At 71.3% G+C, this 12,770-nt stretch carries 11 protein-coding genes; 2 read left to right on the top strand and 9 right to left on the bottom strand.

The features are described 5' to 3' along the window. Positions 1-40: 40 nt before the first annotated feature. The 6 genes from AB0B85_RS12810 to AB0B85_RS12835 all read right to left on the bottom strand — a co-directional run bounded on the left by AB0B85_RS12810 (position 41) and on the right by AB0B85_RS12835 (position 5,563). A complete protein-coding gene (locus AB0B85_RS12810) occupies positions 41-787 on the bottom strand; it encodes an SDR family NAD(P)-dependent oxidoreductase (RefSeq protein WP_357406600.1) in 747 nt (248 codons plus the stop codon). A 108-nt stretch (positions 788-895) separates the two neighbouring features. Next, positions 896-2,005 (bottom strand): branched-chain amino acid ABC transporter permease, encoded by a 1,110-nt coding sequence (locus AB0B85_RS12815; RefSeq protein WP_357406602.1) that lies wholly within the window; start codon positions 2,003-2,005, stop codon positions 896-898. Beyond that, positions 2,002-2,892, bottom strand: a complete 891-nt coding sequence (locus tag AB0B85_RS12820; RefSeq protein WP_357406604.1) for a branched-chain amino acid ABC transporter permease — start codon at positions 2,890-2,892, stop codon at positions 2,002-2,004. Before AB0B85_RS12820 ends, AB0B85_RS12815 begins: the two co-directional genes overlap by 4 nt. Further along, on the bottom strand, positions 2,892-3,617 hold the full coding sequence (locus AB0B85_RS12825; RefSeq protein ID WP_357406606.1) for an ABC transporter ATP-binding protein: 726 nt from the start codon (positions 3,615-3,617) through the stop codon (positions 2,892-2,894). Before AB0B85_RS12825 ends, AB0B85_RS12820 begins: the two co-directional genes overlap by 1 nt. After that, positions 3,617-4,360 carry an ABC transporter ATP-binding protein gene (locus AB0B85_RS12830; RefSeq protein WP_357406608.1) on the bottom strand — a complete coding sequence of 248 codons (744 nt, stop codon included), beginning with the start codon at positions 4,358-4,360 and terminating at the stop codon, positions 3,617-3,619. Before AB0B85_RS12830 ends, AB0B85_RS12825 begins: the two co-directional genes overlap by 1 nt. A 3-nt stretch (positions 4,361-4,363) precedes the next feature. Next, positions 4,364-5,563, bottom strand: coding sequence for a substrate-binding domain-containing protein (locus AB0B85_RS12835; RefSeq protein WP_357406610.1), 1,200 nt, complete (start codon positions 5,561-5,563; stop codon positions 4,364-4,366). A gap of 708 nt (positions 5,564-6,271) precedes the next feature. Between AB0B85_RS12835 and AB0B85_RS12840 the strand changes: the two genes are divergently transcribed. Continuing rightward, positions 6,272-7,606 carry a potassium transporter TrkG gene (locus AB0B85_RS12840; protein ID WP_357406612.1) on the top strand — a complete coding sequence of 445 codons (1,335 nt, stop codon included), beginning with the start codon at positions 6,272-6,274 and terminating at the stop codon, positions 7,604-7,606. Positions 7,607-7,623: 17 nt separating this feature from the next. Next, entirely contained in the window at positions 7,624-8,292 is a 669-nt protein-coding gene (locus tag AB0B85_RS12845) for a TrkA family potassium uptake protein (protein WP_357406614.1), read from the top strand. A gap of 41 nt (positions 8,293-8,333) precedes the next feature. Here the strand turns inward: AB0B85_RS12845 and AB0B85_RS12850 are convergent, their stop codons facing one another. The 3 genes from AB0B85_RS12850 to AB0B85_RS12860 all read right to left on the bottom strand — a co-directional run bounded on the left by AB0B85_RS12850 (position 8,334) and on the right by AB0B85_RS12860 (position 12,673). After that, positions 8,334-9,986 carry a serine/threonine-protein kinase gene (locus AB0B85_RS12850; protein WP_357406616.1) on the bottom strand — a complete coding sequence of 551 codons (1,653 nt, stop codon included), beginning with the start codon at positions 9,984-9,986 and terminating at the stop codon, positions 8,334-8,336. Positions 9,987-10,057: 71 nt separating this feature from the next. Next, positions 10,058-11,620 carry a fused MFS/spermidine synthase gene (locus AB0B85_RS12855; RefSeq protein WP_357406618.1) on the bottom strand — a complete coding sequence of 521 codons (1,563 nt, stop codon included), beginning with the start codon at positions 11,618-11,620 and terminating at the stop codon, positions 10,058-10,060. A gap of 36 nt (positions 11,621-11,656) precedes the next feature. Next, a complete protein-coding gene (locus AB0B85_RS12860) occupies positions 11,657-12,673 on the bottom strand; it encodes a hypothetical protein (RefSeq protein ID WP_357406620.1) in 1,017 nt (338 codons plus the stop codon). Positions 12,674-12,770: the final 97 nt, after the last annotated feature.

Here is a 12,770-nt window from a genome sequence, read left to right on the forward strand (position 1 = left end):
GGGGCCGCCGCCCTTGCGTCGTTCATCGGCGTGTGGATGGTCAGCGGCCGAGGACCGAGCCTCCGTTGACGCCGAGGACCTGGCCCGTCACGTAACCGGCGGCGGGGCTGGCGAGATAACGGACCGCCTCGGCGATGTCGTCGGGTACCCCGGCCCGCCCGACCAGGGTCGCCGCGACCCGCTGCGCGTGCCCCTCGGCGGTCATCCGGTCGCCGAAGAACTCGGTCTCGGCAACGTAGCCAGGGCTCACCACGTTGACAGTGATCTGCTCCGGGCCGAGCTGAGCCGCCAGGTCGTACGCCCAGCCGTGCAGGGCCGCCTTCGCCGCCGAGTACGGCCCGCCGCCGCCGCGCTGGGCGGCGATCGAGCTGACCAGGATCACCCGCCCGCCGGGGCGACGCAGTGCCGGCCGCAACGCCTCGGTCAGCAGGACGGCGGTGAGCACGTTGGCGTCCAGGTTGGCCCGCCAGTGCGCGGCGGTCCCGGCCAGGGCGCCGGTGTCCCCACCCAGGTAGCCGCCGGCGTTGTTGACGACCACGTCGACCGGCCGGTCACCGACCGCTGAGAGGACCGCGTCGACCTGCTCCGGGTCGGTCAGGTCGGCGGTCACCGCGTTGGCCGCGTCCGGTCGCCCGCAGTCGGCGGAGATCCGTTCTGCGGCGGCCGTCAACACGTCCACCCGCCGCCCGACGATCAGCACGTCGTACCCGTCCCGGGCGAGCGCCCCCGCAACGGCCGCCCCAATCCCGGTCCCACCCCCACTGACAACCGCAACCCGCTGCCCCATCTGCCTGTCTCCCCATCCACAGAACCCCGTCGATCATGAAGTTATCGCCATCCGCCACGGCGTGTCGTGGCAATAACTTCATGATCGACGGGGTCAACCCCCGGGGGGTCAGCGTGGGGGGCGGGGGCGGAGGGATCGGGTTAGAGCGGTTAGGCGGGGGGCGAGGCTTGTCAGGCCTCCGGGGAAGAAGTAGACGGCCAGGATGAACACCGTGCCCAGGACGAAGAGGGGCTGGCTCAGCGGGTGGCTGAGGACGGCCGGCAGGTTGTCCACCGCGTCGCTCGTGCCGAAAGCGGTGAGCCGGTGGTCCAGGTACATGTAGAGGACGCCGCCGAGCACCGGCCCCCAGCGGGTGCCTGGGCCGCCGAGCACCACCATGACCAGCAGCGACAGGGTCAGCTCGGAGGACGTGATGTGCGGCGACGCACCGCCGACGATCAGGACGTAGACCACCCCACCGGCCGAGGCCAGCCCGCCGGCCAGGGTGAACGCCACAAGCTTGTAGCGGTACGGGTCCAGCCCGAGCACGCCGATCCGCCGCTCGTCGTCGCGCAGCCCGGCGAGCACCCGCCCGGTCGGCGACCCGCTGACCCGGTGCACCACGAAGACCACCACGGTCAGGTACGCCAGCGCCAGCCAGTACAGGTTGACGGTGTTGGTCACCCCGACCAGCCCGGCGGGCAGCCCGGACACGTCAAGCGGCAGGCCCTCCTCGCCACCGGTGAGCCCGCCGAAGTCCCGGGCCACCAGGATCGCCCCGACCTGCGCGAAAGCGAGGGTCACCATGGCGAACGCGATGCCCACGGTCCGCAGCGCCACAGCGCCGAGCAGCGCCGCGAGGATCGTGCCGCCGGTGACGGTCAACAGGGCTGCCTGCCACAGCGGCAGACCGGCCCGGGTGATCAGGATGTCGGTGCCGTAGACCCCGGCGGCGAAGTACAGGGCGTGCCCGAAGGAGAGCATCCCGGTCCGGCCGAAGAGCAGGTCGTACCCGGCGGCCAGGCCGCCGAAGATCAGGCAGATGGCGAGCAGTTGCAGGGTGCCCGGCGAGTTGACCGGCCCCTCGAAGATCCCCGGCAGGGAGACCGTCGAGTACGGCAGGATCGCCAGCACGACGAGCGCGACAAGCGGCAGGAACGGGCGTACCCGGTGCCACCGCCCGCGCTGCGGGGTCAGCTCGTCGGGCACCTGCGCGGGAGGAGCGTCGATCACCGTCATGCCGTTGCCACCTTTCCGGCGATGCCCTGCGGGCGCAGCAGCAGCACCACGGCCAGCAGCCCGACCACGCAGATGTCGCCCAGCCCGGACGTGCCGTAGTAGTTGACGAACTGCTGCACCAGCCCGACCACGACCGCCGCGTACGCGGAGCCGACCACCGAACCCATCCCACCGATCACCACCACGATGAACGCGAAGATCAGCAGTGAGCTGCCCTGACCGGGCGAGACGGTGCCGAAGTAGACCCCGCCGAGCGCCCCGGCGAGCGCCGCAGCGGCCCCACCGATCGCGAAGACCAACGTGAACGCCTTGCGCACGTCGATGCCGAGCGCTGTCACCATCTCCCGGTTCTCCACCCCGGCCCGGATCACCAGGCCGTACCGGGTCCAGCGCAGGAACGCCAGGATCGCGCCGAGCACCAGCACCGCCGCGACGATCAGCAGCAGTCCCCCGTTCGGCACCTGCGCCCCGAGGATCCCGGTCACCTGCCGGGTCCACTCCGGACGCGGGAACGGCCGAGCGTCCGCGCCCCAGGTGGCCTGCAACAACGCCACGCCGGCCAGGGACAGGCCGACGGTGACGAGCACCTGCTCGATGGTGCGGGAGTAGAGCGGACGGATCAGCACCAGCTCGACCAGGATCGCGACAAGCGTGCCGGCGGCCACTCCGAAGGCGACAGCGAGCACGAAACCGAACCCGTCGGAGCCCGCGCCCGGCAGGTTGCCCGCCGCCCACCAGGTGCCGTACGCGCCGACGCCGAGGAACAGCCCGTGCGCGAAGTTGAGCACGTCGGCCAGGCCGAAGACCAGGGACAGGCCGGACGCGACGAGGAAGTACAGCGCCGCCAGGCCCAGCCCGGTCAACGTCAACAGGATCACGGTGCCCATCAGTGGTTCACCTCCGCCGAGCCGACACCGAGCAGCGACTTGGTGAGCGCCGTCTCCAACAACAGCTCGTGGGCGTCGCCGGTCCAGGCCACCTTGCCGGCGGCCAGCACCACAGCGTCGCGGGCCAGTCGGCGGACCACTGCCAGGTTCTGCTCGACGAGCAGCACCGGCACCGACTCCGCGACCCGTTCCAGCACCTCGGCCACCTCGGTCACCACCTTCGGCGCCAACCCCTTGGTCGGCTCGTCGATCAGCAGCAGCCGGTTGTCGTTGAGCAGCACCCGGCCGATCGCGAGCATCTGCTGCTGCCCGCCGGAGAGCGAGCCGGCCCGTTGCCGTCCGCGCCGGTCCAGCTCTGGGAAGAGCGCGAAAACCTTGTCGTACGCCGGGGTGGTGCCGCGCCGCTCGGCGAGCCGCAGGTTCTCGGCGACGGTGAGGCCGGCGAACACGCAGCGGTCCTCCGGCACGTAGCCGAGCCCACCGCGGACCAGCCGGTGCGTGGGCCGGGCCAGCAGGCTCTGCGCGCCCATCCGGATGCTGCCGCGGACCTCGCCGGCGGGCGGGGTGAGGCCGACGATCGCGCGCAGCGTGGTGGTCTTGCCGACGCCGTTGCGCCCGAGCAGGACTGTCACGCCGGTCGGCGCGACGGTGAAGGACACCCCTTGCAGGATGTGCAGCCCGGAGATCCGGACCGACAGGTCCTCCACACTGAGGATCGGTTCCATCAGAGCGACTCCCCCAGGTAGGCCTCTTGCACAGTGGGGTTCGCCATCACCGTCTCCGGGGTGTCGCAGGCCAGCAGCGCGCCGTGGTGCATGACGGCGATCCGGTCGGCCAGCTCCAGGATGACGTCCATGTGGTGTTCGACCATCAGCACCGCCCGGCCGCTGTCGCCGGTCAACGACTTGATGACGGCCACCAGTTCGGGCACGTCCTCGGCGCTGACCCCGGCCATCGGCTCGTCGAGCAGCATCACCCGCGGTTCACCGGCGAGCAGCAGCGCGATCTCCAACTTGCGCTTCTCCCCGTGGGCCAGGGTGCCGGCGAGTGCCGTACCCCGGTGGGCGAGGCCGACCCGGTCGAGCGCCGCGTCGGCGGCGGCGGCGACCTGCCGGTCGGCCGCCGCCCGCCGCCACAGTGCCATCGAGCCCCCGCGGTGCGCCTGCACGGCGAGCCGGACGTTCTCCCGCACGCTGAGCGAGCCGAAGACCGAGGAAGCCTGGAAGGTACGGCCCAGCCCGAGGCGGGCCCGCCGATGCGGCGGAAGCGCCCCGATGTCCTGCCCGTCCAGGACGACCCGGCCCTCCGTGGCCCGACGCAGGCCGGTGATCAGGTTGAACAGTGAGGTCTTGCCGGCGCCGTTCGGTCCGATCACGCCCAGGAACTCCCCGGGCGCGAGGTCGAGGTAGACGCTGTCGACGATGGCGACCTCACCGATCCGCCAGGTCAGACCGCGGGTGGCGAGCATCGGTCAGCCCTTCATCGCCACGGCCGGTGGCGCCGACTCGTCACCGGTGAGGCTCTTCTGTGCGGTCGCCGTGAACGCGGTGCCGCTGCCGGTCAGCTTTGCCTGGAACATCGGCTGGAGCAGTGCGTGGTCGGCGGCCCGGATGGTCATCTTGCCCTTGACCCCGTCGAAGCTCCAGCCCTCCAGTGCGGTGACCATCTTGTCGACGTCGTCCCCACCCTCCTGCACCGCGCGGACCACCATCTGGGCGGCGGCGAAGCCGTCCGGGTGGAACAGGTCGATGGTGCTGACCTTGGCCTTCAGCGCCTTGCTGGCCTCGGTGTCGGACGCACCGTCGAAGTAGTGCGACAGGAAGGAGATCTTCGTGCCGGCGGCACCGAAGGTCGGCCAGGACGAACGGATGTCCAGGCCCGTGACGACGGTGGTCGACGAGAGCACGCCCTGCTGGTCGAGGCTCTGCCACATGGCCGGGGCGGTGGTGCCCGCCCACGCCACGAAGAGCAGGTCCGGCTTGGCCGCCTTGATCTGGCTGGCGAACGGGGTGAACTCGGTGGCGCTGGCCGGGGCCCGGACGCTGCTCACCGTCGCGCCAGCTCCACCGATGACGGCTTTGACGGCGGCCTCGTTGGCGTCGCCGAACGCGCCGTCCTGGGCGAAGACCACCACCTTCTTGCCGGCCGGGTCGCCGATGAACGACTTGGCGGTCACCACGTCCTGGTAGGACTGCCGGCCGGAGCGGAACGTGTACTTGTTCGCGCCGGTCACCGCGTCGGTAGCAGCGGGTCCGCTGATGAACAGGACCTTGTTCTGCGCCGCGATCGGCGCGACCTGGAGCGCCACCCCGGAAGCGGTGGAACCGGCGATGATCTTCGTGCCCTTGCCGATCAGGTCCTTCGCGGCGGAGACCGCCTTGGCCGGGTCACCCGCGTCGTCGACCTCGGTCAGCTCGATCTTCCGGTCACCGACCTTGCCGGTGCCCTGGGTGGCGAAGTCCAACCCCGCCTTGAACCCTTCGATGTACTGCTTTCCGTAGCTGGCCAGGGCTCCCGACTGGGAGTACACCAGGCCGACCTTGACCGGCGCGGCCTTGTCGCCGCCGCCGGTGGCGGTGTCCTGCGGGCTACCACAGGCCGTGGCGGCCAACGCCGCAGCCATCATCGTGGCGGCGGAGAGGAACGCCCGCCGCGTGTGCCGGACCGTCATCGCGACTCCAGGTGAGGACAGGATGCTGTGTTGTCGGCTCACGCTAGAAGTGACGTCACCCACGGGCTATGTGGCCGAAACACACAAGTAACCGGAAGAGGGTGGCCCGGGGTTACAGCGGACCGCACTACCATCCTCTGCCCCGGCCTCCCGATGGCCGCAAGCGCCGCGGGTGGATCGACGGGTGTGTCGCCCTGAGCTATCCACCACCAGCAGCCGCAGGCCGTCGTGGTCCGCCGGCTGCGGGCACCGCCGCCGGCCCGCCGCCCCTCGCGGGTCGAGCAGGCGAAGATCGTCGCAACTTCCCTGATGGTGCTGCCTCGAGCCGCGCTTCGCCCCGTCGAGATCGTGCTCGATCGTGGATGTAGTGGCCTCCGGGGCGCGGCGAGGCCACTACTTCCTTGATCCAGCACGATCTTGCGGGTGGTCCCGTGGGGAGGGGGGCGGTCCGGCCCCAGCGTCGCAGACGCCGCTGGCCCGGCGTCCGGGGTGACGGACGCCGGGCCAGCGTGTGGGCCGGGCGTGATCGGCCCGGTGGGTCGACTCGGAGCGGGTCAGCTCCGCATCGCCGTCTCCTGTCGTCGGGGGAAAGCCGCTTCAGCGGACCGCCCCGGGTTGAACGGGAGTTGGTCGATGGCTGGCCGGCAGGTGAATCTCCGGAATGCGCGTTCCCACTCCCACAGACGGGCGGAAAAGGAAGATTGTCTGGTGCGCCGGTTCTTCCGCAACCCCGTGCGGCTGGTGCCGTTCGCCTTCCTGGTGCCGATCCTGCTGGGTACCGGGCTGCTGATGACCCGCTGGTCGACCGTGGAGTACCAGCGCCCACCGCTGGTCGCGGCGCTCTTCACCGCCACCTCGGCCGTGTCGGTCACCGGCATGGCCGTCACCGACACCCCCAACTACTGGTCCGGCTGGGGCCTGCTGGTGATCACCCTGCTCACCCAGCTCGGCGGTCTCGGCATCCTCAGCGTCGCGGCGCTCGTCATCCTCGTGGTCTCGCGTCAGCTGGGGCTGCGCAACCGGCTGCTGGTGCAGGCCGAGACGGCGGAGTTCGGTGTCGGTGACGTGGCCCGGCTGCTACGCCGGATCGCCATCACCGTCTTCGCCTGCGAGGCGGTGATGACCGCGATTGTCGCCGGCCGGCTCTGGTGGGCGTACGACTACCCACCCGGCCGGGCGCTCTGGTCGGGCGTGTTCCATGCCATCCAGGCGTTCAACAACGGCGGTTTCGCGCTCTACACGGACGGGTTGCTCGCCTTCGACCGCGACCCGTGGGTGTCGCTGCCGCTGGCGTTCGGTGCCATCGTCGGCGGACTGGGGTTTCCCGCCCTGTTCGAGGCCGTGCGGGAGTGGCGCCGGCCGACGGGGTGGACGGTGGCCACCAAGCTGACCATCTGGGGCAGCGTCGCCCTGCTGCTGCTCGGCTTCGTCGGCCTGCTCGCCGCCGAGTGGACGAACGTCAGCACCATCGGCTCGTACGACCCGGGCGGCAAAATGCTCGCGTCGTTCACCCAGATCGCGTTGAGCCGTACCGGTGGCTTCAGCGTCCTGAACGTCGCCGACCTGCAGGAGGAGAGCTACCCGCTGTTGATCGTGTTGATGTTCATCGGCGGCGGCAGCGCCAGCACGGCCGGTGGGATCAAGGTGTCCACGTTCTTCCTGCTGGGGTTCACCATCTGGGCCGAACTGCGCGGCGAGCCCGACGTGACGGTCGGGCACCGCCGGGTGGCCACCGCCAGCCAGCGGCAGGCCGTCACCGTGGCGCTGCTCAGCGTCGCGCTGGTCACCGCCGGGACGATGCTCCTGCTGCTGCTCACCGAGGGCGTCCGGTTCGTCGCGGTCCTGTTCGAGGTGACATCCGCGTTCAGCACCACCGGGCTGACCATCGGTCTGGCCGGCGAACTGCCGGCCAGCGGCCAGGTGGTGCTGACGGTGCTGATGTTCATCGGCCGGGTCGGACCGCTCACCCTCGGGTCGGCGATCGCCCTGAACACCCGACACCGGCTCTACCGCTACCCGCAGGAACAACCAATTGTCGGCTGACGAGAAGGAGGGCCGAGGTGTCGGCGAAACGATCGGACGGCAGCGGCGTCGTGGTGATCGGACTGGGCCGGTTCGGCTGCCACCTGGCCGATGCTCTCACCCGGATGGACCGCGAGGTGTTGGCCATCGACCGCAACCCGGATCAGGTGCAGCGCTTCTCGGCCCAGCTCGACCGGGTGGTCCAGGCCGACGCGACCGAGGAGGGGTCGTTACGGCAACTCGGGATCACCGGCTTCGGGCGGGCGGTGGTGGCCATCGGAGCGTCGGTGGAGGCGAGCGTCCTCACCGTGCTGGCGTTGGTCGAGCTGGGGGTGCCGCAGATCTGGGCCCGGGCCACCTCGCAGAAACACGCCAAGATCCTGTCGTCGGTGGGGGCGCACCACGTGATCTTTCCCGAGGCGGAGGCCGGCGACCGGGTGGCGCACCTGATCGTCAGCCGGCTGCTCGACTTCATCGAGTTCGACGACGACTTCGCGATCGCCACCGTCCGGGTGCCGGAGTCGTTCGTCGGCCGCACCCTGCGCGACCTGCGCCCAGACGAGCGGGAGGGGGTCCGGGTGATCGGGGCGAAGGTGCCCGGCGAGCGGTTCCGGTACGCCTCGGACGACACCGCGCTGGCCGAGGGTGGGCTGCTGGTGGTGGAGGGTGGCATCAACCAGGTGCAACGGTTCGCGGGACGACGCTGACAGTCATCTCCTCGGCCCACCGTGGCGCGCCGCGGGGGCCGTCACCCTTTTCCCGGACCACCCGGCCCCTTGGCCTGGCCGGGCTTCGCGGGGCCCTTCGGCGGCTTCGGGGGCTTAGCCTTCGGTGCGCCACCGCCGGAGCCGCCGGGTGCTGTCGCCTTCTTCGGCGGGGTCTTCGTCGTGGTGGCCGCCGCCGTGCTCGGCGGGGCCGCGGCCGGCGTGCTGCCGGCGACCCCGGAGACCCGCACCCCGCAGGTCGCCTCGCCGAGCCGGAACTCCACAGGCAGCGGGTTCGCCCCGCTGTACGTCCCGCTGAGGGTGAGCTTCTCGACGGCACCGGGTGCCAGCACGGTGCCCTGCGCCACCGGCCGGATCACCACTGTGCTGCCCTGCTGGTACACCGGCGCGGGTTCCGACTTCGTCACCGTCTGCTGACCCGGGAAGCTGAAGCTCATCGCCCAGTCCCGCAACTCCCGGTCACCGGTGTTGGTGAGCGTGAGGTCCGCGGCGAAGTCGGTGCCGGAGTCCGTGCGCAGCGCGTACGCCACCTCGCACGGCACCTTCGTCGGCAGACCCATCCGCGCCTCGGTGGTCGGCCGGCCCTCGCCGCTGGCCGGCGTACGTGAGGTGAACCCCCACATGGCCCCGGTGACCGCGATCAGCCCCACGGCGGCCACCCCGGCCTCCACGCGCCGACGCCGGGTCACCCGCTGCCGGGCTCGCCGGTCCCGATTGCGGGTACGCGACAACGGCAACGCGTCGGTCGCCGCCGACCAGGGCAGGATGGTGGTCCGCGCACTGCCCAGCAGGGCCGGGTCCAGCGGTCCACCGGCCGGAGAAACCGGCACCGGCGCGAGCAGGCCGGCCGCGTCGGCGAGGATCCGGGTCAGCTCGGCGGTGGCCGGTCGGTCGGCGGGCCGCTTCGCCAGGCAGCGCCCCACCAGGTCGGTCACCTCGTCGGGCAGCCCTGCGACGGTGGGCATCGGCTCCGGTTCGTTGTACATGTGTGCGCGCAGCATCTGGGTGGTCGTGGTGGCCCGCCACGGCAGCCGGCCGGTGAGCATCCGGTAGAGCAGCAGCCCGACGGCGTACACGTCGGTGGCCGGGGACACCTGGCCGTTGTCCAACCGTTCCGGGGCGAGGTACGCGGGGGTGCCCAACAGCGCACCGTCCGGCCCCTTCTCGCTCTCCCCCACCAGCGCGGAGATGCCGAAGTCGACCACCTTGACCCCGGTGGACGTGAGCATGACGTTGCCCGGGGTCACGTCGCGGTGCACCACGCCCCGGGCGTGCGCGGTGGTGAGCGCCGAGCTGACCTCCGCGCCGATCGTCACCGCCTCCCGCCAGGGCAGCTGGCTCTCCCGGCCCAGTCGACTGGCCAGCGAGGTGCCGTCGACAAGCTCCATCACCACGTACGGCACGGTCAGCCCTACCTGCTCGGACTCGCCGTAGTCGTACACGTTGGTGATGTTGGGATGGCAGAGCCGGGCGGCGGCCTGCGCCTCGATCCGGATCCGGTGGCGGAACGCCCGGTCGCTGGCCAGCCTGGAGGCCAGCACCTTCACCGCGACCTGACGGCCGAGCACCTCGTCGTAGCCGCGCCACACCACCGACATGCCGCCCGCGCCGAGCTGCTCGATCAGTCGGTACCGCTCATCGAGGAGCTGCGCGCCGTTTCGGTCCCCACCACCCATGGTGACCGTTGTTGCCCAGGATCAACCGCCCTACACCTCAACGATCGGAATCGGTCAGGGCAGTCACCCGTTCAGGCGGTGGCCAGCAGTTGGTCCACCGGGGCGTAGTCGTCGGTGAGTATCAGGGCCGTGCCGACGAAGTCCGTCAACGCCGCGCCGGACAGCAGGCTGACCTTGGGATCCACCTCGCCCAGCCGGGTCCGGACCGCGTCCAGCGGCAGCGGCGCGTCGGAGCCGACGATGAGGAAGTTGGAGCCCTGCTCCTCGGCGAGCGCCTCCGGCGGCGCGATCAACGCGACGTACCGGAACTCGGCGGCCACGGTGGCCAGCTCGGCGCGGATGAACCGCAGCGGCGGGTAGTCGATGACGTTCTGCACGTACACCCCGCCGGGGCGGGTGACCCGGCGGACCTCGGCCACCATCTCCCGGGTGGCCAGGTGCCAGGGCACCACCAGGTGACCGAACGCGTCACCGACCACCAGGTCACGGCTGTCCGTCGGCTCGCCGCCGACGAGCATCCGGGCGTCGCCCACCACCGCCCGCAGCTCCGGCCCGGTCCGTACGCCCAGCTCCTTCTCGCCCAGCTCGACAAGCCCGCCGTCGATCTCGAACACCACGTTGTCGGTGCCCGGCCGGGTGGCGGTCAGGTAACGCGGCACGGTGAACCCGCCGCCGCCCAGGTGTAGTGCGTCGAGCCGTTGACCGGCCGGCGCGGCGACGTCGGCGACCGCGCCGATCCACTTCGTGTACGCGTACTCCAGGTGTTTCGGGTCGGCGAGGTCCACGTACGAGTGATGGGCCGAGTTGAGCAGCAGCGACCGGCCGGTGGGCCGGGCCGGATCGGTGGTGACCCGGGCGCAGTGGTACGCGGTTTCGATGTCGCACGGGTTCGGGGCAACGGTGCTGAGGCCGGCGCCGACCAGGCCGAGGACGGCCAGCGCGGCCCGGGTCCGGGCCGGACCGGGCAGTTCGGCGGGCTCCTGCCGGCGCAGGTACCAACCCAGACCGATGCCGACCAACCCGAGCGCCACCGCCAGGGCCAGCAGGATGACAGTGGTGCGCAGCGCGGCGACCAGCACGAAGCCGGTGAGCAGGGTGGCGGTGATGCCGCCCAGGGTGCCGATGCTGGAGAGCCGACCGACCACCTGGCCGGTGCGCCGCAGGTCGGCCAACTGGAGCTTCATCACCAACGGGGTGACCGCTGCCAACAGCGCGGCCGGTACGAACACGGCAAGCGCCACCAGCAGCAGGATCCCGCTGGCCGCGCCACCGCGCAGCACCTCACCGGCGTACCGGACGACGGGCAGGGTGACGGCGGTGGCGATGCCGGCCAGCACCAACGCCGGGGCCAGCAGGCCGCGCGGGTTACGCCGGTCGGCCAGCCAGCCGCCGGTCCACGCCCCGTAGGCGATAGCGGCGAGCGCGACACCGATCACCGAGCTGGTCACCTGGAGCGTCACCCCGACGTACGGGCCGACCAGGCGCAGCGCGACGGTCTCCAGCACCAGCACGGCACCACTGGAGAAGAAGACAAGGAAGGCGGCCAGGCCGTTGGGCAGCGCCCGGCCGGTGACCGGCACGGGCGGGGTCGCGGCGGCCGGCGGGGCAGCGACGTCGGGCGTTGGGGAACTCATCGTCGCGATGGTACGCAGCGAAGCTGGTGCCGAGGGTCAGTACAGCGATAGATGAACATGGTTCGTGTGGGACGCGGCCGGACTGCCGCTGCCGCTGTACGAACGCCACCCGGTGCCGGGATGCCAGATCTGCCGGTACCAGATCACGTAGAGCACGCCCAGCCGGTCGGCGTTGCGCACGTGCCAGGCGGCCAGGCTGTCGCCGTACGCCTTGTCGCCGCCTGTCGCGTTGCGATCCTCGAAGCCGTTGGTGGCCGCGGCGAAGTCGCAGGCCCGGCCCTTCGGGTGCTCGCCACCGCCACCCTCGCGCTTGCAGGAGACGTGCCGCTTGTAGCCGGCCGCCTGGGTCTGCTTGAGCGCGTTGAGGGTGCGCGGGGTGATGCAGCCGGAGGTGGTCGGGTCCTTCACTGAGCAGGACTCCGACGGCCAGGATCCGTCGGAGTTACGCGGGGCGGGCTTCGCCGAGGCGGAACTGCCCCCGCTGAAACCGTTGCTGCTGCCCGAGCTGACCTCGGCGAGCGCCGCCTCGGCCTCCTTCTTCTTCTTCGCCATCACGGCGAGCTGCTTCTGCTGCTCGCGGACCTCGGTGTCGATTGCCACCTTGGCCTGTTGGGCCTGCTGCCGGGCTTCGACGAGATCGCGCAACCGCTTGCTGTCCCGCTGGGCCATCAGGTCGAGGTCGCTTGCGCGTTCCAGGAACGCCTGCGGCGTGGCGGTGTTGAGCAGCATCGACGCCGGGCCGAGCCGGCCGATCCGGTAGGACTGTGCGGCGACCTCGCCAACCTGGGCGGTGAGCCCACCCAGGCGACCCTCGATCGCCGTCAACTCGCCGGTCAACGCGGTCTGGCGGCGCTTGGAGTTGTCGAGTTTTGCCTTGGCCTCGATGTGCCCCTTGGCTGTCGACTCCAACGCGTCCTGCAGCTTCTTGCTGCCACCCTCACCGGGCTCGGCGTACGCGGGCACTGCGGCACCGCCGAGCACCAGGGCGACGGCGGCGAGCAGAGTGAGCAGGGTGCGGCGACCGAGCCGCAGGTCGAGTCTGGTGCTGGGCACGAAAGCGTCCTTCCGTCGACCGCCGGCCCCCGCTTGACAACTGTGCGGCGGCGTCCCCGCCGGCGCCGGTCGGCGGCCTGCTGGCGGAGACCGCCGT

It is taken from the genome of Micromonospora sp. NPDC049044, from assembly GCF_040649215.1.
Taxonomy (GTDB): Bacteria; Actinomycetota; Actinomycetes; order Mycobacteriales; family Micromonosporaceae; genus Micromonospora.

What these genes read in the sequence shown, in the direction of transcription:
- AB0B85_RS12820 (WP_357406604.1), bottom strand. Translation starts at nt 2,892, where the DNA reads ATGGGCACCGTGATCCTGTTGACGTTGACCGGGCTGGGCCTGGCGGCG.
- AB0B85_RS12815 (WP_357406602.1), bottom strand. Translation starts at nt 2,005, where the DNA reads ATGACGGTGATCGACGCTCCTCCCGCGCAGGTGCCCGACGAGCTGACC.
- AB0B85_RS12830 (WP_357406608.1), bottom strand. Translation starts at nt 4,360, where the DNA reads ATGCTCGCCACCCGCGGTCTGACCTGGCGGATCGGTGAGGTCGCCATC.
- AB0B85_RS12835 (WP_357406610.1), bottom strand. Translation starts at nt 5,563, where the DNA reads ATGACGGTCCGGCACACGCGGCGGGCGTTCCTCTCCGCCGCCACGATG.
- AB0B85_RS12855 (WP_357406618.1), bottom strand. Translation starts at nt 11,620, where the DNA reads ATGAGTTCCCCAACGCCCGACGTCGCTGCCCCGCCGGCCGCCGCGACC.
- AB0B85_RS12810 (WP_357406600.1), bottom strand. Translation starts at nt 787, where the DNA reads ATGGGGCAGCGGGTTGCGGTTGTCAGTGGGGGTGGGACCGGGATTGGG.
- AB0B85_RS12825 (WP_357406606.1), bottom strand. Translation starts at nt 3,617, where the DNA reads ATGGAACCGATCCTCAGTGTGGAGGACCTGTCGGTCCGGATCTCCGGG.
- AB0B85_RS12850 (WP_357406616.1), bottom strand. Translation starts at nt 9,986, where the DNA reads ATGGGTGGTGGGGACCGAAACGGCGCGCAGCTCCTCGATGAGCGGTAC.